Source organism: Angustibacter luteus (assembly GCF_039541115.1).
Lineage (GTDB): Bacteria > Actinomycetota > Actinomycetes > Actinomycetales > Angustibacteraceae > Angustibacter > Angustibacter luteus.
On the sequence record NZ_BAABFP010000002.1, the window covers coordinates 1,009,614 to 1,031,821 of the forward strand.

Annotated in this window: 20 protein-coding genes and 1 pseudogene; 12 read left to right on the top strand and 9 right to left on the bottom strand. The window is 72.1% G+C overall.

Annotation, left to right across the window (positions count from 1 at the left end; all coding sequences use genetic code 11):
• The first annotated feature begins 75 nt into the window (after positions 1-75).
• Entirely contained in the window at positions 76-1,086 is a 1,011-nt protein-coding gene (locus ABEB17_RS04905) for a LacI family DNA-binding transcriptional regulator (RefSeq protein WP_345715470.1), read from the top strand.
• 68 nt (positions 1,087-1,154) lie between these two features.
• On the opposite strand, the gene ABEB17_RS04910 is transcribed toward ABEB17_RS04905, so the two are convergent.
• Positions 1,155-2,561, bottom strand: a complete 1,407-nt coding sequence (locus ABEB17_RS04910) for an MFS transporter (RefSeq protein ID WP_345715471.1) — start codon at positions 2,559-2,561, stop codon at positions 1,155-1,157.
• Between the two features lie 233 nt (positions 2,562-2,794).
• Between ABEB17_RS04910 and ABEB17_RS04915 the strand changes: the two genes are divergently transcribed.
• Together ABEB17_RS04915 and ABEB17_RS04920 are read left to right on the top strand one after the other, a co-directional pair.
• Complete coding sequence (locus ABEB17_RS04915) at positions 2,795-3,412, top strand: TetR/AcrR family transcriptional regulator (protein WP_345715472.1); 618 nt, start codon at positions 2,795-2,797, stop codon at positions 3,410-3,412.
• 82 nt (positions 3,413-3,494) lie between these two features.
• Positions 3,495-4,352, top strand: coding sequence for a hypothetical protein (locus ABEB17_RS04920; RefSeq protein ID WP_345715473.1), 858 nt, complete (start codon positions 3,495-3,497; stop codon positions 4,350-4,352).
• On the opposite strand, the gene ABEB17_RS04925 is transcribed toward ABEB17_RS04920, so the two are convergent.
• The gene (locus ABEB17_RS04925; RefSeq protein WP_345715474.1) at positions 4,289-5,044 is read right to left on the bottom strand and encodes a DUF5995 family protein; all 756 of its coding nucleotides are present in this window, start codon (positions 5,042-5,044) and stop codon (positions 4,289-4,291) included. The genes ABEB17_RS04920 and ABEB17_RS04925 overlap by 64 nt on opposite strands.
• Positions 5,041-5,886: a class I SAM-dependent methyltransferase gene (locus ABEB17_RS04930; protein WP_345715475.1), complete on the bottom strand. Its 846-nt coding sequence runs from the start codon at positions 5,884-5,886 to the stop codon at positions 5,041-5,043. The genes ABEB17_RS04925 and ABEB17_RS04930 overlap by 4 nt, the downstream gene beginning before the upstream one ends.
• 151 nt (positions 5,887-6,037) lie before the next feature.
• Here ABEB17_RS04930 and ABEB17_RS04935 point away from each other — a divergent pair, with 151 nt between their 5' ends.
• The gene (locus ABEB17_RS04935; RefSeq protein WP_345715476.1) at positions 6,038-6,289 is read left to right on the top strand and encodes a DUF4242 domain-containing protein; all 252 of its coding nucleotides are present in this window, start codon (positions 6,038-6,040) and stop codon (positions 6,287-6,289) included.
• On the opposite strand, the pseudogene ABEB17_RS04940 reads toward ABEB17_RS04935, so the two are convergent.
• Positions 6,273-6,641, bottom strand: a pseudogene (locus tag ABEB17_RS04940) (phage tail sheath C-terminal domain-containing protein); the annotation flags it as partial. The gene ABEB17_RS04935 and the pseudogene ABEB17_RS04940 sit on opposite strands and share 17 nt — an antisense overlap.
• A gap of 508 nt (positions 6,642-7,149) precedes the next feature.
• On the opposite strand from ABEB17_RS04940, the gene ABEB17_RS04945 reads away from it, so the two are divergent.
• Positions 7,150-8,907 (top strand): AfsR/SARP family transcriptional regulator, encoded by a 1,758-nt coding sequence (locus ABEB17_RS04945; protein ID WP_345715477.1) that lies wholly within the window; start codon positions 7,150-7,152, stop codon positions 8,905-8,907.
• Positions 8,908-8,952: 45 nt separating this feature from the next.
• On the opposite strand, the gene ABEB17_RS04950 is transcribed toward ABEB17_RS04945, so the two are convergent.
• Positions 8,953-9,570: a class I SAM-dependent methyltransferase gene (locus tag ABEB17_RS04950; protein WP_345715478.1), complete on the bottom strand. Its 618-nt coding sequence runs from the start codon at positions 9,568-9,570 to the stop codon at positions 8,953-8,955.
• A 118-nt stretch (positions 9,571-9,688) separates the two neighbouring features.
• Between ABEB17_RS04950 and ABEB17_RS04955 the strand changes: the two genes are divergently transcribed.
• The 4 genes from ABEB17_RS04955 (at position 9,689) to ABEB17_RS04970 (ending at position 12,328) form a co-directional block, all read left to right on the top strand.
• Positions 9,689-10,228 carry a DUF6529 family protein gene (locus ABEB17_RS04955; RefSeq protein ID WP_345715479.1) on the top strand — a complete coding sequence of 180 codons (540 nt, stop codon included), beginning with the start codon at positions 9,689-9,691 and terminating at the stop codon, positions 10,226-10,228.
• Between the two features lie 13 nt (positions 10,229-10,241).
• Positions 10,242-10,688, top strand: a complete 447-nt coding sequence (locus ABEB17_RS04960; protein WP_345715480.1) for a Rieske (2Fe-2S) protein — start codon at positions 10,242-10,244, stop codon at positions 10,686-10,688.
• A 181-nt stretch (positions 10,689-10,869) separates the two neighbouring features.
• Complete coding sequence (locus ABEB17_RS04965; RefSeq protein WP_345715481.1) at positions 10,870-11,694, top strand: bestrophin-like domain; 825 nt, start codon at positions 10,870-10,872, stop codon at positions 11,692-11,694.
• The gene (locus ABEB17_RS04970; protein ID WP_345715482.1) at positions 11,678-12,328 is read left to right on the top strand and encodes a hypothetical protein; all 651 of its coding nucleotides are present in this window, start codon (positions 11,678-11,680) and stop codon (positions 12,326-12,328) included. The genes ABEB17_RS04965 and ABEB17_RS04970 overlap by 17 nt, the downstream gene beginning before the upstream one ends.
• A 12-nt stretch (positions 12,329-12,340) precedes the next feature.
• On the opposite strand, the gene ABEB17_RS04975 is transcribed toward ABEB17_RS04970, so the two are convergent.
• Complete coding sequence (locus ABEB17_RS04975; RefSeq protein WP_345715483.1) at positions 12,341-15,013, bottom strand: MGH1-like glycoside hydrolase domain-containing protein; 2,673 nt, start codon at positions 15,011-15,013, stop codon at positions 12,341-12,343.
• 183 nt (positions 15,014-15,196) lie between these two features.
• Here ABEB17_RS04975 and ABEB17_RS04980 point away from each other — a divergent pair, with 183 nt between their 5' ends.
• Genes ABEB17_RS04980 through ABEB17_RS04990 form a run of 3 tightly spaced genes read left to right on the top strand, consistent with a single transcriptional unit; the run spans position 15,197 to position 19,547 of the window.
• Positions 15,197-18,487, top strand: a complete 3,291-nt coding sequence (locus ABEB17_RS04980; RefSeq protein ID WP_345715484.1) for a CHAT domain-containing protein — start codon at positions 15,197-15,199, stop codon at positions 18,485-18,487.
• Positions 18,484-19,200, top strand: coding sequence for a hypothetical protein (locus ABEB17_RS04985; protein ID WP_345715485.1), 717 nt, complete (start codon positions 18,484-18,486; stop codon positions 19,198-19,200). Before ABEB17_RS04980 ends, ABEB17_RS04985 begins: the two co-directional genes overlap by 4 nt.
• Positions 19,197-19,547 (top strand): hypothetical protein, encoded by a 351-nt coding sequence (locus tag ABEB17_RS04990; protein WP_345715486.1) that lies wholly within the window; start codon positions 19,197-19,199, stop codon positions 19,545-19,547. Before ABEB17_RS04985 ends, ABEB17_RS04990 begins: the two co-directional genes overlap by 4 nt.
• A 19-nt stretch (positions 19,548-19,566) precedes the next feature.
• On the opposite strand, the gene ABEB17_RS04995 is transcribed toward ABEB17_RS04990, so the two are convergent.
• From ABEB17_RS04995 to ABEB17_RS05005, 3 genes are all read right to left on the bottom strand, one after another.
• A complete protein-coding gene (locus ABEB17_RS04995; RefSeq protein ID WP_345715487.1) occupies positions 19,567-20,385 on the bottom strand; it encodes an Fpg/Nei family DNA glycosylase in 819 nt (272 codons plus the stop codon).
• Positions 20,386-20,452: 67 nt separating this feature from the next.
• The gene (locus tag ABEB17_RS05000; protein ID WP_345715488.1) at positions 20,453-21,229 is read right to left on the bottom strand and encodes a MerR family transcriptional regulator; all 777 of its coding nucleotides are present in this window, start codon (positions 21,227-21,229) and stop codon (positions 20,453-20,455) included.
• Between the two features lie 92 nt (positions 21,230-21,321).
• Entirely contained in the window at positions 21,322-22,206 is an 885-nt protein-coding gene (locus ABEB17_RS05005; protein ID WP_345715489.1) for an SDR family oxidoreductase, read from the bottom strand.
• Positions 22,207-22,208: the final 2 nt, after the last annotated feature.

The following is a 22,208-nucleotide window of genomic DNA, read 5'->3' on the forward strand; positions in this document are numbered from 1 at the left end:
GTCCTGCGCCGGAACTCTATGCCGACCCGATCCGGACCGTCAACCATCGGGATTGAATCGTGTTAACGTCCGCGCATGCCGATCGCCCGAGTGCGTGACGTCGCCGCGCTCGCCGGCGTCTCGCCCGGCACCGTGTCCAACGCCCTGAACCACCCGGCGAAGGTCACGCCCGAGACGCTCTCCCGCATCCAGTCGGCGATCGACGAGCTCGGCTTCGTCCGCAACGACGCCGCCCGTCAGCTGCGGGCCGGTACCAACCGGTCGGTCGGCCTGGTCGTCCTGGACGTCGCGAACCCGTTCTTCACCGACGTCGCGCACGGCGTCGAGGACGAGCTCGGGCCCGCCGACCGTCCACTGATCCTCGGCAACAGCGCGCAGTCAGCGGCCCGCGAGCTCACCTACCTGACCCTGTTCGAGGAGCAGCGGATCAGCGGGCTGCTGATCACGCCAGCGGGGAACGTCGTCGAGCGGCTGCGTCGGTTGCGCGACCGCGGCACCGCCGTCGTCCTGGTGGACCGGCTCAGCCGCACCCGCGACTTCGCCTCGGTGTCGGTGGACGACCGGCTCGGCGGGCGCCTGGCCGCCGAGCACCTGCTGGACGTCGGCCGGCGGCGGATCGCCTTCATCGGTGGCCCGCTGGGCATCACCCAGGTCAAGACCCGCCTGAAGGCCGCGCAGGACGCGGTCGCCCGGTTCGGCTCCGGCGAGCTGGTCGTCATGGCCAGCGCGACCATGGACGCGACGGCCGGACGCCTTGCGGCAGAGGAGTTCCTGGCGCTACCCCGGCGCCGTCGTCCGGACGCCGTCTTCGCCGCCAACGATCTCGTCGCGCTCGGCGTCCTGCAGGCTCTGACCATGGCCGGCGTCCGCGTGCCGGACGACGTGGCGATCATCGGCTACGACGACATCGACTTCGCGGCGTCCGCGGCGATCCCGTTGTCATCGGTCCGGCAGCCGGCTCACGAGATGGGCGCGGCGGCGGCCCGGATCCTGCTCGAGGTGATCGCCGACCCGGACCAGGCGAACCCCCGGCACACCACGTTCAAGCCCGAGCTGGTCGCGCGAGCCTCCACCCGCTCGTCGTAACCACAGATCGTGGCAACGACGCATCGCGGGGGATGCGCCGTTGCCACGATCGGGGAAGTGGCCGGGGGTCAGTCGGCGAGCACCGGGACGGCGACCGCAGCCGGCGAGCGCGGCGCCCGGTTCGTCACCGCCACCACGACGGCCACGAGCACGATCAGCACGGACGCGGCCAGCAGGGCCGAGTCCGCCCCGGTCACGAACACGTGCCGAGCCTGCTCGACGGCGTCCCGGCCGGCCGGTCCGGCGGCGACCGCGTGCCGCGAGGCCGCACTGAACACGGTGACGAGCACCGCGAGGCCGAGGGTCGCGCCGATCTGCTGCGAGACGTTGACCAGCCCGGCCGCTGCACCGGCGTGCCGGGGCTCGACGCCCCGCAGGGCGGCCACGGTGATCGGCACGAACACCGTGCCGTTGCCGAGCCCCATGAGGAACAGCGGCACCCCGATGGTCCAGTACGCCGGGTCGGACGAGGTGTGGCTCAACCAGAACACCGCGGACGCCGAGACCAGCGAGCCGAGGACCATGGTCGAGCGCGGTCCGATGGCCTCGACCAGGCGACGGGCGGACAGCTGCGAGGCGAGCAGCACCCCGACGGTGGTCGGCAGGAACGCCAGGCCCGCCTGCAGCGGCGAGTAGCCGACCTCGGTCTGCAGCAGCTGGGTCATGAAGAAGAACATGCCCATCATCCCGGCCACCAGCAGCATGCGGCCCAGGTAGGACCCCACCCGCATCCGGTCGCGGAAGAGGGCCAGCGGGACGACCGGGGCCTCCGCGCGTCGCTCGATGAACACGAAGCCGACCAGCAGCACCGCCGCGGCCACGAACGAGGCCACGCTGACGACGTCCGACCAGCCGGCGTCGGCCGCGCGCACGAAGCCGTAGACGAGGGCGGTCATGCCCAGCGTGGAGGTGATGGCGCCTGCCACGTCCACCCGTCCGGTGTGCCGCTGGGTCTCCGGCAGCACCAGCCAGGCGGCGACGAGCACGCCGATCCCGATCGGGACGTTGACGAACATCACCCACCGCCAGGACACCCAGTCGGTGAGCATCCCGCCGGCCAGCAGGCCGAGGGCGACGCCGCCGATCGAGACCGCGGTGAACAGCCCCATGGCGCGGGTGCGGGCGCGCCCCTCGGGGACGCTGATGGTGATCATGGCCAGCACGGTCGGTGCGGCGAAGGCGGCGCCGACACCCTGCACGGCGCGGGAGGCGATGAGCCAGGCGCCGGACGGCGCGAGCCCGCCGATCAGGGAGGCCAGCACGAAGAGCGCCATGCCGCCGAGGAAGACCCGGCGTCGGCCGAGCAGGTCTCCGGCTCGGGCGCCGAGCAGGAGCAGGCCGCCGAAGGCCAGGGTGTAGGCGTTCATCACCCAGGACAGGCCGGTCTGGGACAGGTCGAGCGAGCGCGCCATGTCCGGCAGCGCGACGGTGACGATGCTCGCGTCGAGCACGACCATCAGCTGGGTGACGAGCACCGTGCCGAGGATGACGGCGGGGGAAGCGTGGATCCGCCCACGCGGCGAGGACGATGCCCCGCCAGTCGCTGGGGCGGCGGGTGGGTTCTGGGTCTGCACGGTCACTGGTGTGCTCCGTAGGTAGTACGATGACGGAAGAAGTGGATGCACCCTCCGGTTGAACAATACGGAGGGTCCCTCCACTTAGCAAGTCCATTGCTGAGCTGTCTGTTCCCGAGGCAAGAGGTGTGAACGTGAGCGCGGAGCCGGCGACGGTGCCGACGGCCGAGTCGACGGCCGAGTCGACCCCCCAGGGCGGCGGCCCGCAGCGCCCCCTGCGTGCGGACGCGCGACGCAACTACGACCTGATCGTCGACGCCGCCCGGACGACGCTGCGCGAGCAGGGCGCTTCGGCCTCCCTGGAGGAGATCGCCCGCCGGGCCGGCGTGGGCATCGGCACGCTGTACCGCCGCTTCCCCAACCGCCTGGACCTGCTCGAGGCCGTCTACCGCGAGGACGTCGACGGGCTGCGGGTGCAGACCGAGCAGCTGGTCGCGGACGTCGAGCCCTGGACCGCCGTCGAGCTCTGGGTCGAGGCGCTGCTGGCGTACGCGTCCACCAAGCGCGCCCTGTTCGCCGAGCTCGTCGAGGCGATCGGCCGCGACAGCGAGCTGCTCACCTACTCGCGTTCGGTCATCAACGGCACGGCGGAGCGCGTGCTGGAGTACGGCAAGGCGGGCGGAGTGGTGCGCGCCGACATCGTCCCCGCGGACGTCATCCGGCTGGTCGCCGGCTGCTCGATGATGGGCGCTCTCGAGGACGAGCAGCACCGCCGCGTGGTCGACATCGTGCTGGCGGGCATCCGCGCCTGATTCGTCCGTCTACCGGACGTCGCGCGGGCGGCCTATCGTCGCAAGGGCAGCGGGGCGTGGGAGCGAGGTCGCCGTGTGCGCTGTGGCTCATCGCGAGGACGACGACCGGGTGCTGCCGTACACCCGGGGACTCTCGCTGTTCATCAGCCCGTTCCTGCTCGTCGCCTTCGTCGTGCTCTACCTCTTCCCGGACGACACCGAGCGGCTCTTCGCGTGGACGATCCACCCCACGATGACCCCGATGGTGCTGGCGTCGGCGTACCTCGGCGGTGCCTACTTCTTCGTCCGCGCCGCTCGAGCCGACCGCTGGAACGCCCTGCGCACCGGCTTCGCCTCGGTGGCCCTGTTCGCCTCGCTGCTCGGCGTGGCCACGATCGTGCACTGGGACCGGTTCAACCACCAGCACGTGGCCTTCTGGTTGTGGGCTGGGCTGTACTTCGCCGCACCGTTCCTGGTCCTGGCCGCGCTGCTGGCCAACAGTCGCGTGGCCGCGCCGACCCGACCGGACGAGCTCCGGCTCGGGTCCCTCTCGCGGCTCGTGGTGGGGCTGGTCGGCCTGCTCGCCCTCGCCCAGGGCATCGCGATGTTCCTTGCCCCGGAACGGTTCATCGGCATCTGGCCCTGGACCCTGACGCCCCTGACCTGTCGCGTCGTGGCGGCGATCTTCTGCCTCGGCGCCGCGGGCCTCGGAGTGCTGGCCGACCCCCGGTGGTCGTCCCTGCGGCTGATGCTCCAGGTCGAGGTCCTCATGGTCGTGCTCATGCTGGTGGCCGCAGTCCGCGCGCGCGGAGAGTTCGACACCGGGCGAGCGCTGACCTGGGTGCTGCTGGCGGGCTTCCTCGGCGTGCTCGTCGGCTCGGCGTTCCTGTGGCTGCGCTACGAGCGCGGCGGCGGCAGCACCACGCCGAACCCCGCGACCGCCAGCCGCAGCAGCACCTGACCTGGCGCAAGCAGATCGGCGATCTTCGCCGCGCTCAACAGCTCGAGCTCGCCGAGCCGAACGCCGTATGCCGCGTCACCGTCCAGCCGCGCGCGCTGCAGCTCCTCGGTGTTGTGCCACACCTTCTGCCGCGCCTCGCGCAAGAAACGCTTGGACGCCAACCGGTTCAGCGGCTGCAGGGCCCGGTCGAGCAGGGTGCGACCAGACGTCGCCGCCAGCTCGTCGTCCTCGTCGGCCACCCGCCCGGACAGCACCGCGTCGATCCGCTCGTGGTCACCACGCCGGCGCCCGAGGACGGCGGCGTCAGCGAAGTCGGCGTCGCTGATGACGCGCAGCAGGGCCTGCGGCAGGTCGTAGTTGATGTGCGCGTTGATGCCGAGCAGCACGTGCCGCAGGGCCGGCAGGTCCGGCGGCGCGTCGAAGGCCAGCCGCCACGGGCGGGGCACCCCCGGACCGCCCGCCAGGTCCGCGTCGAGGGCTGCCAGGTACAGGTCGGCGAACGCGACGTCCCAGCGCTCGACCCACGGGCCGTCCTCGAAGACGCCCTGCTCGATGGCGCCCGCCACTGCGGACGTGGTGCGGGAGTACGTCTCCAGGAACACCGCGCGCGAACGCTTCGCCGCGGGCAGCCCGTCCAGCCGCTCCTGCATGGCCGCGACCACCGCGCCGATCGGGCTGGTCGGCTCGTTCACGGCCCGCTCGCCGGACCGTGCCGCTTGACCGCCACGACCTCCAGGTAGGACGACGGGATCCGGCACCCGCCGTCCACGGCCACGTTGTGCCGGTCAGTCACCGATTGCCACGCCCGCTGGAAGTCCGTGCGCTGCAGCGGGTCCAGCCGCTCGAGCGCCGTGGCGACGGGGCCGAACCAGACGCTGAACTGCTCCCACAGCTTGTCGGGGTCCCGGTGCATGAACTCGGACTGCGCCACCGTCGTCCGGACGGCGTCCACGGCCACACCGAGCAGGTCCTCCAGTCGTGCCGTGGTGCCCCAGAGCGCGGGTGAGCGCACCCCCTCGGGCGGCGGGAGGAACCGGGCCTGGAGGGCGAACTGTTCACCGACCCACGAGTCCGGCGTCCAGTTGGCCATCCCCAGCCGGCCGCCGGGGCGGAGCACGCGCAGCAGCTCGGCCGCGGTGGCCTCCTGGTCGGGCGCGAACATGGCGCCGAAGGTCGAGACCACGACGTCGAAGCTGGCGTCCGGGAACGGCAGGCGCTGGGCGTCGGCGACGGCGAGCGCCAGCGGCAGCCCCTCGGCGGCGGCCCGGACGCGCGCGCGGAACAGCAGGTGCGGCACGTAGTCCGTGCAGGTCACGTCGGCCCAGCGACGGGCGGCGGCGAGCGAGGCGTTGCCGGCCCCACCGGCCACGTCCAGCACCCGCTCCCCCGGACCGACCCCGAGCGCCCGCACCAGGAGCTCGCCGACCAGCACCTGCCCGACGCCGATACGGTGGAAGTCGCCTCGACCCCACATCTCCCGCTGCGCGTTGGTGACGTCGTCCAGCGCGTGGTGGGTGGCCTCATCGCGTGCCATGGCACCTCCAGGACCTGCCGTTCCCCGCCAACATCCTGCCTCTGTTCGGGCCAACCCCACCATCACACGCGTCCTCACACGCCCCCGCGATCTCCTGGATCCACGGAGCCACCGACGCCACCGTCACCGGCTCAGAGTCAAGGAGATCGACATGCCGCGTTTCATGGACGTGCACACCATCGAGGGCGGGGTGTCGGCGGCTGACGTCGCCGGCGCCCACCAGGCGGACCTGGCCACCCAGGGCCCGCACGGCGTCAGCTACCTCAAGTACTGGGTCGACGAGCAGGCGGGCAAGATCTTCTGCCTGGTCGACGCCCCGGACGCCGAGGCCGCGAACACCGTTCACCGCGAGGCACACGGCCTCGTCGCCGACGAGATCTACCCCGTCAGCGAGCACGTGTGACGTCGTCGGGGTCGGCGTCGCCGCTGGCCGTCCACTGGCCGATTCGGAAGACCACGAACTCGGCCGGTCGGACGGGCGCGACGCCGATCTCGACGACCAGGCGGCCGTTGTCCAGGTCGGCCTGCGTCATCGTGGTCCGGTCGCAGCGGACGAAGAACGCCTGGTCGGCCCGCTCGCCGAGCAGCCGACCGGACCGCCACTGGTCCTGCAGGACGTCACCGACCGAGCGTCGGACCTGATCCCACAACCGGTCGTCGTTGGGCTCGAACACCGCCCACTGGGTGGCATCGTCGATCGAGTGCTCGAGGTAGGCGAGGTACCGCCGGAGGTTGACGTAGTGCCACTCGGGATCGGGCCGCCAGTGCGGGTCGTCAATGTCGTCCAGGTGCTCGAACGCGACGACGTCCCCGACCTGTTCGGGATGGCGGGGGAACGCGACCTTCCCGGCCGCGACGCACCAGCGGGCCACCTCGACCCGCAGCCAACCGGCCTGCACCATGGGGTCCAGGCCGGCGATCCGCAGGGCCTCGTCCCGCCCGACCGTGTAGACGCTCATGCCGCGCAACCGCTCGTCGCTCTGCTCGCGCATCGGCCCGTTCGCCACCGTGATGCCCCGCTCAGCCAGCGAGAAGCCGTACGCCAGGTGCTCGCGCTGCAGGTCGTCGAGCTCGTCGTCAGCCAGCTCGGGCGGGTCGTCCGCCCGGACCAGGAACACCACGGTCCGGACGTCGAACTCGGCGGGTACCCCCGGCGGTCGGTCCACGAGCCGAACATAGCCCCGTGACAGCGCCGGGGAAACGGCATTGTCCCGACCGACCGGGCGCGCGAATACTGAGACCTCCCCGGAACCGGTAGGAACCATGAGCCTCACCATCAGCCTGCTCGGCCGGCCGCACCTCACGCGCTCGGACGGTGACGCCTACCAGTTCCGGAGCCGCAAGAGCTGGGCGCTGCTGGCCTACCTGCTGCTCAGCCGGCGGCCGGCGCCGCGCGCCCAGCTCGCCGAGCTGCTGTTCGCCGAGGCGGACGACCCGGCCCGGGCCCTGCGGTGGAACCTGTCCGAGCTGCGGCGCGGCCTCGGCGAGGCGGCCACGCTCGAGGGGGACCCGCTGGTGCTGCGCCTGCCGGTGGGCACTGAGGTGGACGTCGACGTGCTCGCCCGCGGCAGCTGGGTGCAGGCCGTTGCGCTGGACGGCTTGGGCGAGGACCTGCTGGCCGGGATGTCGCTGCGGGGCGCGGCGGGGTTCGAGACCTGGCTGCTGGCCCAGCAGCGGCACGTGGCCGGTGCCAGCGTGGCGATCCTGCACGAGGCGGCGCTGGGTTCGATGTCGCGCGGTGCCCCCGAGGCTGCCCTCGGGTACGCCGTCCGCGCGGTCGCCGCCGACCCGCTGGACGAGGACAACCAGGCCCTGCTGATCCGGCTCTACCGCTTGGTCGGCGACGACGAGGCCGCGGCCCGCCAGCTCGAGCGCTGCACCGCCCTGCTGGAGCGCGAGCTCGGCACCTCCCCCGGGCCGGCGATCCTCGCCGCGGCCCGCGAGCGGCGGGCGGAGACGGTCGAGTCCGCCGACGAAACCACCATCGCTGCGTTCGTCGAGGCTGGGTCGGCCGCCGTCGCCGTCGGCGCGGTCGAAGCCGGGGTGCAGTCGCTGCGGACCGCGATCCGGCTCGCCGACGGCGCCGGGACGGACGCGCTGCGCACCTCCGCCCGGCTCACCCTGGGCGAGACGCTGATCCACGCGCTGCGCGGCCTTGACGAGGAGGGCCTCGCGGCCCTCTACGAGGCGGACGAGATCGCCGGCGGCTGCGGCGACCGCGGCGTGATGGCGAGGGCCCGGGCCGAGCTCGGGTACGTCGACTACCTGCGCGCGCACTACGACCGGGCCGAGCGCTGGCTCACCGAGGCGATCGAGCTCAGCGAGCCGTCGTCCTCGACGCGCGCCGCCGCGACCACCTACCTCGGCCTGGTGGCCACGGACCGCTCGGACGACACCCGCGCCGCGGCGCTGCTGGGCGAGGCGATCACGCTGTCGCGCGCCGCGGGCGACCGGCGGCGCGAGGCGTACGGCCTGGCGATGCTGGGCCGGGTCGCCCTGCTCCGCGGCGACGTCCGGCTGGCCGCCGAGCAGCTCGACGCGTCGATCGCGCTGGCCGAGAGCGAGCACTGGCTCGCGTTCCTGCCGTGCCCGCAGGCGTTGCGGGGCGAGGTGCTCCTGATCGAGGGTGACGTGGACGGCGCCGACACCGTGCTGCAACAGGCGTTCGCACGGTCCTGCCAGCTGGCCGATCCCTGCTGGGAGGGGCTGTCCGCGCGAGCCCTGGCCCTGGTCGCCGACGCCCGCGGCAACGCCCGGGGCGCCTTCTCGCTGCTCGCCGACGCGCGGGTTCGGGCCGACCGGCTGCCGGACCGCTACACCTGGCTCGACGGCTACATCCTGGATGCGCAGTGCACGCTGGGGCTCAGGCACGGGCACCCGCAGACGCAGGAGTGGGTCGACGCGTTGCGGGACCTGTCCTCGCGCACCGGTATGCGGGGTCTGGTGCTCCGTTCACTCGAGCACGGCGCGGCGCTCGGCCACGCGGACGACGCCGCCGCTCGTGCCCTGCTGGGTGACTGACGGGGGGTGACTGACGGGGGTGACTGACGGGGGTGACTGACGGGGTCACGACGACGTCGCGACACCGAGCGAGAACGCACCCCCGAACCTCGGTACACCCTTCTGGTAGAAGGACTCCAGGCTCGTCACGGCGAATCCGGCATCGGCCAGCGTCGAGGCGACCGGCCGGGTCAGGTGGCACCCACCGAACAGCCGCTTCTGCAGCGGCTCCAGCCGGCGCTGCCAGACCCGCACCTGCTCGTCCGGTGCGAGGCCGTGCTCCAGGAAGTGCAGGGCGCCGCCCGGTCGCAGCACCCGGCGCAGCTCGGCCAAGGCCGCGCCGACGTCCGGGATCGTGCAGAGCGTCCAGGTCGAGACGGCCGTGTCGAACGAGTGGTCCGGGAACGGCAGCGCCGCGCCGTCCAGGCCGGCCCGCTCGACAGGGACGGCGGACCGCGCGAGCCGGTCGGCGGCCAGCCGCCAGCCGACCCCGGCCGGGTCGACGGCCGCCACCCGGGTCACGGCGGTCGGGTAGAACGGGACGTTGAGCCCCGAGCCGAAGCCGATCTCCACGACCTCCTCGACGAGACCACCACAGACCTTGGCGCGCAACGGGTCCAGCTCCTTCGAGCCGCAGCTGACGTTGATGACCCGCGGCAGGACGTGCTCGGCGTAGACACCCACGGTCCCAACGCTACGCCGCCGGCCGTCGACCGGCGTACGCTGCTGGGTCGGGACGTCGCAGGCTCGGTGCGAGATGAGGTGCCCGCGGATGGCGACGACGGCACAGGTTGAGAAACCGATGACACCCGGCGCAGCGCTGGCCGCCGTCCTGCTCGTCGGCGCCGCCGTCACGGTCGTGCTCGGCGTCTACGGCAGGGCCCACGGGGCGGCCGGTCGGGCGCTCTTCACCTTCGGCTTCTCCGGCATGCTGCAGATGAAGACCTGGCTGGCGACCGCCGCGCTGGTCCTGGTCGTCGTCCAGGTGGTCAGCGCGTCGTGGATGTGGGAGCGGTTGCCCGGGGCGGGGGCTGCGCCAGGGTGGGTCGCGCCGCTGCACCGCTGGAGCGGCAGCACCGCGTTCGTGCTGACCGTGCCGGTGGCCGTGCACTGCCTGTGGGCCATCGGGTTCGAGACGACCACGACCCGGGTGCTCCTGCACAGCGTCGCGGGCTGTGTCTTCTACGGCGCCTACGCCGCGAAGATGCTGGGACTGCGGCTGCCAGGGCTGCCCGGCTGGGGGATCCCGGTGCTCGGTGGCACGGTGTTCGCCGTCCTGGTGCTGACCTGGCTCACCTCGGCCCTGTGGTTCTTCACCCGTTCCGGCCTGCCGTTGACGTGAGCGGAGGAACCTGATGGCCATCGAGCCCCTGACCCGGCGGTCCGCCCTGACCGGACTGGCCGTCGCGGGTGCGGCCGCGGTCGTGGGATTCGTGGTGGCCCGCGCGAGCCGGCCCGACTCCGCCGCCGCGGCGAGCGGTGCGGCCAACAGCTACGGCGCGGACCCGAGCGGCGGTCAGGTCCTGGCCACCCTGGGCCAGGTGCCACCGGGTGGCGGCCTGGTCCTGGCTGACCGCAGGATCGTGCTGACCCGCGGTCAGGGCGACGACGTCCACGCGTTCTCCGCGGTCTGCACCCACCAGGGATGCACCGTCTCGTCCGTGGCCGACGGCGTCATCCTCTGCCCGTGCCACAGCAGCCGGTTCGACGCGCGGACCGGAGTGGTCCTGGACGGCCCGGCACCCCGCCCGCTCCCCCCGGTCGCCGTGACCGTCAGCGGCGACGACGTCCTGACGAGCTAGGAGGTTCCTATGCGCGTGCTCGTCACGCTTCCGACACTGCTCTGGCTGGTCGCGGTGGGTCTGGCCGTCGGCGCGCTGCTGGCGCTCGGCTGACGACTACCCGGGGCGGGTGATCCCAGGCGACCGCGCCCGCGACATCGTGAGCAGTCAGAGGCGGATCCCGAGGCATCGGTAGGCCAACGTGAACATCCTGGTCGGCGCGATCGCCGTCATCATCATCACGTCCGTGACGGTGACGGTGATGCTGCTCGTCCGGCGAGGGGCGCCCGAGGGGAGCTACTTCAAGGACGGCGACCGGGCGTCGGGTGTCTTCGGTGTGATCGCGACCGGGTTCTCGGTGCTGCTCGGCTTCATCATCTTCCTCGCGTTCGACTCCTACGACGAGTCGCGTGCCGGAGCCGAGGACGAGGCGACCGTTGTGGTCCAGCAGGTGCAGACGGCCCAGTTCCTGCCGCCCAGCACCGCAAACGCCCTGACCGGCGAGCTGATCTGCTACGCCCGCACGGTGTCCGGCCCCGAGTGGGATGCGCTGGCGTCCGGCACGCTCGGCGACTCGATCAACCCCTGGGGCGTCGCGATGTTCCACACGATCCGGGCCGCGAACCCGACCACGACGGCCGAGCAGTCGGCGTACGACCGGTGGATGGACCAGACGTCGGACCGCGAACAGGCTCGCATGCAACGGGTGCACGGCGCCGAGGGCATCATCCCCGTGCCGCTCTGGATGGTGCTCGGCGTCATCTCGGTCGTGATCTTCGTCTTCATGCTGTTCTTCGCCGACAGCGGTGAGGGCCGTTGGACGCAGGGGATCCTGATGGGCAGCGTGACCGTGGTGGTGAGCCTGCTGCTCATGCTGCTCGTGTTCTTCGACCACCCGCACGGCAACGGTGTCGGGCGCCTGCACCCGACCGCGATGGAACGCACGCTGCGGTTGACTGCTGCCGAGCTCGCAGCGGCCGGCACCAGCGTGACACCCCCGTGTGACGCGCATGGTCGAGCCGGCTGACGCCGCCACCGCCGGGCGCAGGAACCGGGCCGAGCTGCTCGCGACCGTGCTGCTGGTGGTGGCCGCGGTCGCGACGTCCTGGAGCAGCTACCAGGCGGCGCGCTGGCACGGCGAGCAGGCGGCCGCCACGAGCCGGACCTCCGCGATCAGGATCCAGGCGGCGCGAGCGGACAGCCTGGCGGACTCGCAGACGCAGGTCGACGTCGCCACCTTCATCGCGTGGGCCGACGCCGACCAGCGCGGGGACGCCAAGGTGGCCGACTTCTACGTCGACCGGTTCCGACCGGAGTTCAAGACCGCGTTCGAGGCCTGGCTGGCCACCGATCCGCTGACCAGCCCCGGTGCGGCGAAGACCCCGTTCGCCATGCCGAGCTATGCACCTGCCGCGCGCGCCACCGCCGACAAGCTGGACGCGGCCGCCGAGGTGTCGGCCGCCGAGGTGACCCGGGACATCCAGCGGGCCAGCAACTACGTCCTCACCGTGGTGCTCTACAGCGTCGCGCTGTTCTTCGCCGGGATGAGCACCAAGATCCGCAACCCGCTCTTACGACTGACCCTCGTCGGGGCCGGTTGCGCCGTCCTGCTCGGGACGCTCGTCTGGGTCGCGACGTTCCCGATCAGTCTGAAGGTCTGACCGTCCTGGTCATCACCAGACGCCGCCCGGTCCGTCCGCGGCGAACGGGTCCGGCCGGCAGATCAGGTCAGCGACCAGGCCGGTCCAGCCGGTCTGGTGGGTGGCGCCCAGACCGGCGCCGTTGTCGCCGTGGAAGTACTCGTTGAACGTGATGTTGTCCCGCCAGCGCGGGTCGTTCTGCAGCTTGTCCACCTGGCCGTAGCTCGGGCGGCGGCCGTCGGGTCCACGCAGGAAGAGCGAGATCAGCCGCCGACGGAGGTCCTGCGCGCAGACGTCCAGCTCGACGACCTGGCCGCTACCGGTGGGGTACTCGATCACCGAGACCTCACCGAGGTTGCGGGCGTTGCGCTGCAGCGCCCGGACGACGAGGTAGTTGACCGGCATCCACACCGGACCGCGCCAGTTGGAGTTGCCGCCGAACATCCCGGTGCTGGACTCGGCGGGCTCGTAGTCGACCGAGGCGACGCCGCCGTCGAGGTCGATGAACACGGGGTGGTCCCGGTGGTACCGGGACAGCGCGCGCAGCCCGTACGGCGAGAGGAACTCGTCCTCGTCGAAGACCCGGCTCAGCACCCGGAGCCCGTCCCCCGGCGGGACGACGCCCAGGACGAGCACCTCGTCGTCGGCGCGCTTCAGGACCTGCCCGCGGCCCTTCGCCAGCTCCTCCGGGTCGAACCGCCCGACGAAGCGCCGGAAGCGCTTGTTCAGCGTGCCCAACGGCCCGAGCAGCCCCGGCCCGAGCACCACCGTCGACAGCAAGGGCAGCACGCCGACGATGGACCGGACCTTGATCGGCACCTGGGTGCCGTCGGCCAGGTGCAGGACGTCGTAGAAGAACCCGTCCTCCTCGTCCCAGAGGCCGGTCGACCGCATGGCGTCGGCGATCAGCACGAAGTGCTCGATGAACTTCACCTCGATGTCGGTCCAGCTGTCGTCCTCGGCGGCGAGCTCGTTCGCGATCTGCAGCAGGCTGAGTGCGTAGAACGCCATCCACGCGGTGCCGTCGGCCTGCTCCAGCCGGGCACCGGCGGGCAGGTGCGAGCGGTCCAGCGCGCTGATGTTGTCCAGGCCGAGGAAGCCGCCGCCGAAGACGTTGTCGCCCTCGGGGTCGATGCGGTTGACCCACCAGGTGAAGTTGATGAGCAGCTTCGGCAGCAGCCTTGCCAGGAAGGTGCGGTCGCGCCGTCCGTCGATGTCCCACACGTGCAGCGCCGCCCAGGCGTGCACGGGTGGGTTGGTGTCTCCGAACGCCCACTCGTACGCGGGCAGCGCGCCGTTGGGGTGCTGGAACCACTCCCGGCACAGCGCCAGCAGCTGGTACTTCGCGAAGGCCGGGTCGACGTGGGCGAGTGCCACGGTGTGGAAGGCCAGGTCCCAGGCGGCGAACCACGGGTACTCCCACGGATCAGGCATGGACATGATGTCCCGCGCGTCCAGGTGGGTCCAGGCGGCGTTGCGCCCGCCTCGGCGCTGCTCGGCGGGCGGCGGCTGGGTGGGGTCGCCGTTCAACCACCGCTTCACGTCGAAGCAGTAGAACTGCTTGCCCCAGAGCATGCCGGCGAACGCCTGCCGGGCCACCAGTCGCTCGTCGTCGCCGACGTCAGACGCAATCACCTCGCCGTAGAACTCGTCGGCGTCCGCCTGGCGCTGGGCGAGCACGTCGTCGAAGTCGGCGCCGAACGCCGGTTCGGTGGACGGCGGTCGCAGCCGCACACGGATGGTCCGGGTCTGCCCCGGCTCGACCGCCAGCTGGTACCAGGCGGCGCACTTGGTCCCGGTGCCGTCGGGGTTCACGGTCGCGGCGCCCGAGACGACGTGGTCGTTGATGCCGTCCTTCGGGAACGCCGGCGAGTCCGCCGAGCCGAAGAGCCGGCCGGTGTTGGTGTCGTTCTCGCAGAACAACAGCTCGGGTGCGGCGCCGTCCGTGGTGTCCGCGGCGTCGACCTCCCAGACCAGCTCGCCGTACGTCGGGTGGTCGACCGCCACCCGGTCCGGTCCGAGGGTCCGCAGCGACGGACGCGGCGCGTCGACGTCCCAGGCCCAGGTGTTGCGGAACCACAGGTGCGGCAGCACGTGCAGCGCCGCGGCGTCCGGCCCGGCGTTGGTGACGCTGACCTCCATCAGCAGGTCGTGCGGGTCGGCCTTGGCGTGCACCACGTCGACCACCCAGTACCGGTCGTCGTCGAACACCCCCGTGTCGAGCAGCTCGTACTCCGGCTGGCTGTGGTCGCGTTTTCCGTTCTCGGACACCAGGTCTGCGTAGGGGAACGCGGCCTGCGGGTAGTGGTAGCGCCACTTCAGCCACGAGTGGCTGGGCAGCGCATCGAGGAACCACCAGTACTCCTTGGCGTCCTCGCCGTGGTTGCCCTGCGGGCCGGTCAGGCCGAACATCCGCTCCTTGAGGATCGGGTCACGTCCGTTCCACAGGGCCAACGCGAGGCAGAGGTTCTGGCCGACGTCGCTGACGCCGGCCATCCCGTCCTCACCCCAGCGGTAGGCGCGGGATCGGGCGTGGTCGTGCGGGAAGTAGTCCCAGGCCTCGCCGTCGGCGCTGTAGTCCTCGCGCACCGTGCCCCAGGAACGCTCGGAGAGGTACGGACCCCAGTGGTACCAGGGGGTCGCCTCGAACAGGCCGTCCTCGGGGTGGCCGAACGAGTCCACCCTGCTGCGTTCCACGCCGGTCATCGGCGCTCCCATCCGTGAGACATCTACCGCGGACTCTGGCAGCGCCGTCCGGGGACGGCCTCACCCGTGCAAGGTGATGCCGAGGATGGGCACTCAGCGGGGTAGCGCCGTCCCCGGACCACCTGGACGGGGTTTCCTAAATGGCCCGTGTTGCCCCGGTCAGCGCACTAGCCTGGGCGCATCGTGGAGGACCCCGGGGCGCCGTCCGAGCTCGACCTGCTCGTCGAGCTCACCGCCGTGTCGTCGGACGACGACCGCGAGGTGTACGCCTGGCGCCACCCGTCGATCCTCGAACCAGGCGTGGCTGAGCGCCTGGCACCGCAGGTGGAGAAGGCACCTCCTGACGCCCGCCCCGCGATGGCGGGGGCCCTGGCCTACCTGTGGGACGTCCGCCACCGGTACGAGGAGTACGACGCCGGCTACCCGGTCGGCATCGGGCCCGTCGAGGGCGTGTGGCAGCAGGTCGACTCCGGTGCGATCTCCCTGGCCGAGGGTGTCCGCCGGGTACGTGCACCCGCGTTTACCGCTGTCCTCTCCAGCCGCTACCTCACAGCGCTCGCGCACTGGATCGGCGACCAGGTGTCGCGCGGGGGCTGGCGCCCGAGCCTGCAGATGGCACGACTGGCGCGGGCCGCCGCTGACGGCGCCACTGATGCCGTGGCGCCGCTCACCGCGCACGTGGCGATCGCCGTCGCCTGGGTCGAGGTCGCGAAGGTTGCCCTCGCCGACGTCCCGGACGGCGCCCTGCTCGCCGAGTCGCGGACCCTCTGCGAGAGCGTGCTCGCCAGGTTGGGACCGGACGGCGATCCGCGCTCGCGCGCCTCGGTGTGGTTCAGCCTCGGGACGCTCTACCTGGATCCCTACGTCGCCGGGGCGAGCACCGGGCACCTCGCGGATCGCAGCGAGGCCTGGCAGCAGCGTGGGGCGATCGCGGCGGCGGGCCGGGGCGTCGACGAGGTGCCGCCCATGCCCGAGCTGCTCGACGCACTCGAGCTCGCCGAGGACTTCCTCCGTCGCTCACTGGCCCTGCGCGGGCCCGGTCGACGGGCCGTGGCCCTCAAGGCGCTGGTCGACGTGCTGACCTGGCGCAACGAGCTGACCCAAGAGAACGACTCCCAGGACATCACCGCGGTGTGCCGAGAGGCGCTCGCCGATCTCGGCGAGGAGGCCCACGCGCGACTTCGCCTGTCCTTGCTGAGCGCGCTGCAGTTCTACGGGGAGGAGGTGGACGTCGACGCCGTCGGGCCGGTGCTCGTCGCGCCTCCCGAGGAGCTCGCCGAGGCCTTGGGGGCCGAGAACGCGGCCACGACCCTGCTGACCGCCATCCGCCTGGTGCTCCCCACGCAGCCGCGAACCGCGTTGGACGCCGTGAAGCGCCTCCAGCCGTTCTTTTCCGCCGGCACCGACGACCTTCGGGTCGCCGCCCTCGAGGTGGAGCTGACCGCATTGGCGGACAGCCTGGTCGGGACGCTGCCGACCCGAGGATCCCTGGCCGCCGACGTTCGGGAGGTGCAGGCCCGGGCCACGACCGAGGGCTGGAACGGCGCCCACCGCGCGGCGGCGATGCTCCGCCTCGCGGGCCGGGCGAGCGCCACGGACGAGGAAGCGCTCGGCCTCGAGCTGATCGACCAGATCCCTACGATCAGCCCCATCGTCGCGTCCGAGCACTGGCAGCTCGTGGCGTGGCTGCGCACCATCCTGCAGCTGGACATGGGGGTCAACGCGTTCCGCGCCGCCCGGTGGGCGGAGTGCGCGGACTGGTACGCGCGGGCCCTGTCCGGGTTCCTGGACCTGGGTCTCGACGACCGCGCGCTCGCGACGCTGCTGCGCGTCGGCGACATCACCAGCCGCGCGGACACACCGGTCGAGGCCGCGTTCCTGCGGGCGCTCGCGCCCAACGCCGCGCGGATCGAGACACGGCTCGGTGACGGCGCGACCGAGGTCATCCAGGACATGGTCCGGTTGGCGATGGTGACGTTCAGCGGCCGGGCCATCAGCGGTGAGGCGATGAACCTGCTGTGGCAGGTCGCGAAGGGCGCCCGGCTTGCCCCGGTGCTCGCGGCAACCAGTGACTACGACCCGACACGGGACGAGTACCCCGCCCGCCTCCTCGCCCAGATCGCGGACCTGCGGGCAGAGCTGGCCGTCGAGCCGGGCGTCTCGGGTCGCGACCCGGAGGTGCTGCTCGACGAGGACTCGGTGCTCACGGCGTACGCACGTCGACGGTCCGTCGATGGTGGCTCGACGCTGGAGGAGCAGATCGTCAACCTCGAGCACGCGTTCGACGAGGTGGTCACCCAGCGGATGCTCCTGACGCCCGGGGTGGCCTCGGCGGCCTACTTGTCCCTCGAGGAGGTCCAGCAGACGCTGTCCGACCGCACCGTCCTCATCAGCCTGTACCTCGGGGCGGCGGAGGACGGCCGCATGGCGGTCTACGTCCTGTACCTGACGGACACCGACGTCGGCGTGAGCGTCATCCCCCACGGCTTCCCGTTCAGCATGATCGAGATGGGGGGCCTGACCGCCAACCCGTTCGGACTGATCGTCGCAGCCACGAGGCGCGCCGTCATGGAGCCGCCGCTCGGCCGGCGACTGGCGTCCCGCGAGGCCGAGGACACCCTGGCGACCTACCTACCGGGTCTGCTCGGTCACGTCAGCGAGCGCCTGACGGAGTTCCGGGCCTCCGGGCGGGACCACCTGTGCATCGTGCCGCACGGGCCCCTGCACTACTTCCCCTTCCACCTGCTCGGTCCACCCGGCCACCCGCTGGCGGAGGACTTCGCGGTCACCTACCTGCCGCACCTCTACCTGCTGGCGGGACGCGACGGCGTGGCGCCGGCCGTGCCGATCGGTACCGCGGTCGGTCTCGGCTTCGCGGACGACGGGCGACCTGGGCTGCACCCGCTGCCCGAGGCGGTGCCGGAGGCGAAGGACGTCGCGGCACTGTTCGGCAGCGGCGCCCTCACCGACGAACGTGCGACGGAACCCGCTGTGGTCGAGGCGCTGTCCACGTCCGGTGTCGTGCACCTCGCGACCCACGGCCGGCACAACGTCGACGCTCCCGCGTTCCAGACGCTGTACGTCCACCCCACGGCCGAAACCGACGGCCGGCTGCACGCCTACGAGCTGCTCGGCCGCGACCTCAGTGGCCTGCGCCTGCTCACGTTGAGCGCCTGCGAGACGGCACTGGGCCGGTTCGACCGGGGCGACAACCTCCGCGGCCTGCCGGCGAGCTTCTTCATCAGCGGGGTCCGCACGCTGATCGGGACGCTGTGGACCGTGCCGGATCCCGTCTCGCGCCACTTCTTCACGACGTTCCACCGCAACCGTGCCGACGGCCGCTCGCTGCTCGACGCGTTCGTTGCAGCCCAACGCGAAACCAGGACGTCGTACCCGCAGTACCGTGACTGGGGCGCCTTCACGTTCTCGGGCGACTGGGTGGATCGTGACGCAGCTCCCGGGGAGGACCCATGACGACGATCGACATGCCTGACCCCGTCCCGCTCGACCTGGTCCTGCAGCCCAAGGAGGAGTTCGTTCGTCGCGGCGACGGCGGACCCACGTCGACGGAGCCCGTCCGGCAGCGGATCTCCGTCGGAGGACCGATCTACCGCGGCATCGACGCGGACTCGACCGATGACCCAGAGCTGCGCCACTTCCTGGCCGAGGACGCCGCCGACTCCGACTTCTACCTCGTGCACCTCACCTGCACCCTGCGGCACGAGGACGACGAGCCGTTCACCGAGGTCCTCCTCGAGATCGACCTGGGCGAGTCCGGATCGGCGCCGGCACCGATCGCCTGGTCCATGCAGCCGGATCGCGTGACCGACGCGGTTGAGGTGTCCCGCACCGTCAGCCTCGGTCCGACCATGAAGATCCTCGGCGTCGGGGTCGAGGCCAGGGGAGAGGCCGGACGGACGCTGTCCCGGCAGGTGCCCTCGCTGGAGGCGCTCTACGAGCTCGAGTCCACCCCGAGCTGGGCGTTGTACCGCACCGAGTCGGTCGAGCTGCGCGGCCTCTACCGCTTCCACCTGGTCGTCCGCGCACCGAAGGATGCTGCCGTCACCGGCACCACGAGCGTCGAGGCGAAGGTGCGCCGCAAGCTCCTCGGGGTCATCCCCTATCGCGCGGACCTCACCGCGGTGCCGGACGCGTTGTCCTTCACCTTGGGCGGGCGGGAGCCGTGAGCACACCCGTCGACCCGTACGCGGTACCGGACGAGCTGGCTACCCGCTTCCTCGAGGTGAAGGCGATGGCCGAGGCCCTCACCGGTCCCGAGGCCGCGCAGTTCTTCGTGATGCTGACGTCCTACTCCCTGCACGGGATGGCTTACGGCGCAACGGCTCTCACGGTCTCCCGGACCGCGACCCCGAACCTCGTCCAGACCCAGACCGGCTTCACCTGCGACGCCTCCTTCTCCCCCGACCTGCTGGCGCCCGCGACACTGCGAGCCGCCCGGATCGAGGGCGACCTGGCCACCGTCGCGCTCGAGGCCCGCCTGGAGGACATCATCCAGATCCTCCGCCTGGGCTGACCGCGGCGACGTCCCGGGGTCAGCGCTGCTCGCGCGAGCACCACCACGTGGTGCGGGTACCGACAGTGCCCCGCTGCATCGCCGCCCCGCACCGCGGGCACCGCGCCCCGGCCTTGCGGAACGGCACCACCTCCAGCGTGTGCACGCCGCCACCCGCCACGGCCTCGGCGATCGTGGCGTGCACCGCTTCGTAGAGGCGGCGAACCTGGGGGCGGGTCAGCGAGTCGACCGGACGACGGGGATCGACCCGCGCGTGCCACAGCAGCTGGTCGGCCAGCAGGTTCCCGACCCCGGCCAGCGCGTTCTGATCGAGCAGGCGCGCCTTCACCGGCGCGGTGCCGCGGCTGAGCAGCGCCCGGAACTCCTCCCAGGTCACCTCGGCGGCGTCCGGGCCGAGCCCCTCGACGTCCGGGTCGAGCCGCACCCGGCCAAGCCGACGCGGGTCGACGAGCAGCAGGCCGCCGCCGTCGGCGAACGACAGCGCGAACCGGGTGAACCGCTGGTCGCCCTGCTCGCGGCCACGCTGCCAGTAGTCACCACCGTCGTTCTCCTGGCCGTCCGGCGCGACCGCCACGATCTTGCCGGACATCCCCAGGTGCAGGCCGAGGACCGGTCCCGGCGTGCGGGAGCGCCCCGCCCCCGACGTCTCGCACCACATCGTCTTCCCGCGCCGGTGCGCGGCGGTCAGGCGGCGGCCCACCATCGCCGCCCGGATGTCGCCCGGTCGGTGCGGTCGGCACTCGTACGTGTCGGTGTCGTCCACGTCCACGATCCGGCGCCCGAGCGCGAGCTCGGCGATCACCGCACGGGCGGACTCGACCTCGGGCAGCTCGGGCACGGGTTCGAGGGTACGGCCGCTCTCGCCGACCCGCTCGCGACCGTGACCCCAGCCGGGACGGCTCGAATCACGGCGTGGAGCGGATGCGGCGGGCCTCCTCGACGAACTCGGCGAGCTCACGCCACGGCCCGGCCACCGCCTGCGACTCCCCCGACAGCGCCGCCGGTTCCTGTCGCCACGCGGCGCGGACCGCCGCACCGGCACCCCTACCGTCGCCCGTCCCGAACCGGGCGGACAGCTCCTGCATACGCGCCACGACCTGTTGGACCGCGGCGGAGTCCGGCGCCGCACCCGAACGCCGCAGCTCCTCCGCGCGGCGGTACAGCTGCGGCCACTCGACCTCGAGGAGGTACGGCAACGCTGGCCCGACCGCGGCGGCGCCCTCGGCCACGCGCTCGCGCTCCTGCTCGCTCAGCTCCCGGGCGACCGCGTCGTCCGCGCCGCGGGCGGCCCGCACCAGCGCGAGCAGCTCCGCCGGGTTGGCGAGGTCCGCCCGGCCGTCCGCGCCTTCGTCGGTGTCCAGGACGGCGGCCAGCCGCGAACGCAGCCCGACCAGTGCCGTCACCGCGCGGTCGACCTGGGCCACCTGGTCGGTGAGCAGCCGGCGGACGTCCACGCCGCCGTCCAGGCTGCGCCGGATCGCGTCCAGCGACATGCCGAACCCGCGCAAGGTGAGGACGACGTACAGCCGGGCCAGGTCGTCCTCGGTGTATCGGCGGCGGCCGCCCATGCTGTGCCGACTCGGGCGCAGGACGCCGAGCTCGTCCCAGTGGTGCAACGTGCGCACCGTGATGCCACTCGTCTCGGCCACCTCGCCGACCGACCACGTCCTGTTGGTGTCCATGCAGTCGAGTCTGCGACCTCACGTCGCGTGACGTGCAAGCCCTTCGTCGCACTTCCGCGCGGGCAGCCATCACGTCGCGGATTCATGGGGACTCAAGCCCGCGCCGTCGTCGAAGGGAGCCCGACCAGGTCGGCGCTCGCGTGCCAGAGCCACACCGCGGCGGCCTCGTCATAGCTGCGCTTGGACGAGGCCTTCACGCGGCGGTTGACGAAGTAGCGGCCACTCACCGTCTCGAGCTCGGGATCGGAGGCGAGGTGGACGGGTGTCACGGCTCCCTGAGCGGGCGACTTCATCACCGGGCGCACGAGCGGGACCAGCCACCGCTGGAGGCGGCCGGGGTCGTCGGCTCCGAACGACGTGCTGACGACGCCAGGGTGCAGCGCGTTGGCGGTGACTCCGGAGCCAGCCGCACGGCGGGCGAGCTCGTGGCTGAACATCACGTTGGCGAGCTTGGACTGGTTGTAGGCCCGTGCTCCGGAGTACGCACGTTCGCCTTGCAGGTCGTCGAAGTCGATGCGACCCATTCCATGGGCGTTGGAGGCAACGGTGACGACGCGCGCGGGCGCGCTGAGCGTGAGCCGGTCCAGGAGCAGGTGGGTGAGCAGGAACGGCGCGAGGTGGTTGAGGGCGAACGTGCGCTCCAGGCCGTCGTCCGTGAGGTGGCGGTTGTGCCAGTACCCGCCGACGTTGTTGACCAGGACGTCGACCCGCGGCAGCGCCGCCAGCACCTCGACAGCCAGACGGCGCACCTCCACCTGGCTCGACAGGTCCGCGAGGAACACCTCCACTCGCTGGCCGCCGGCCGTGCGGATCTCCTGGGCCGCTGCCTCCGCTCGCCCGCGATGCCTGCCGGTGATCGCCACGCGGGCTCCCTGGGAAGCCAGTGCCAGAGCGATCGACATCCCGATGCCGGAGGTGCTCCCGGTGATCAGCACCGTCTTGCCGGCCATCGGCCCACGTCCGTGGGTCCCCTCCATGG

Coding starts and splice junctions, on each gene's coding strand:
- ABEB17_RS04985 (WP_345715485.1), top strand. CDS start 18,484: ATGACGACGATCGACATGCCTGACCCCGTCCCGCTCGACCTGGTCCTG.
- ABEB17_RS05005 (WP_345715489.1), bottom strand. CDS start 22,206: ATGGAGGGGACCCACGGACGTGGGCCGATGGCCGGCAAGACGGTGCTG.
- ABEB17_RS04930 (WP_345715475.1), bottom strand. CDS start 5,886: ATGGCACGCGATGAGGCCACCCACCACGCGCTGGACGACGTCACCAAC.
- ABEB17_RS04970 (WP_345715482.1), top strand. CDS start 11,678: ATGGTCGAGCCGGCTGACGCCGCCACCGCCGGGCGCAGGAACCGGGCC.
- ABEB17_RS04960 (WP_345715480.1), top strand. CDS start 10,242: ATGGCCATCGAGCCCCTGACCCGGCGGTCCGCCCTGACCGGACTGGCC.
- ABEB17_RS04935 (WP_345715476.1), top strand. CDS start 6,038: ATGCCGCGTTTCATGGACGTGCACACCATCGAGGGCGGGGTGTCGGCG.
- ABEB17_RS04955 (WP_345715479.1), top strand. CDS start 9,689: ATGACACCCGGCGCAGCGCTGGCCGCCGTCCTGCTCGTCGGCGCCGCC.
- ABEB17_RS04975 (WP_345715483.1), bottom strand. CDS start 15,013: ATGACCGGCGTGGAACGCAGCAGGGTGGACTCGTTCGGCCACCCCGAG.
- ABEB17_RS04945 (WP_345715477.1), top strand. CDS start 7,150: ATGAGCCTCACCATCAGCCTGCTCGGCCGGCCGCACCTCACGCGCTCG.
- ABEB17_RS04905 (WP_345715470.1), top strand. CDS start 76: ATGCCGATCGCCCGAGTGCGTGACGTCGCCGCGCTCGCCGGCGTCTCG.
- ABEB17_RS05000 (WP_345715488.1), bottom strand. CDS start 21,229: ATGGACACCAACAGGACGTGGTCGGTCGGCGAGGTGGCCGAGACGAGT.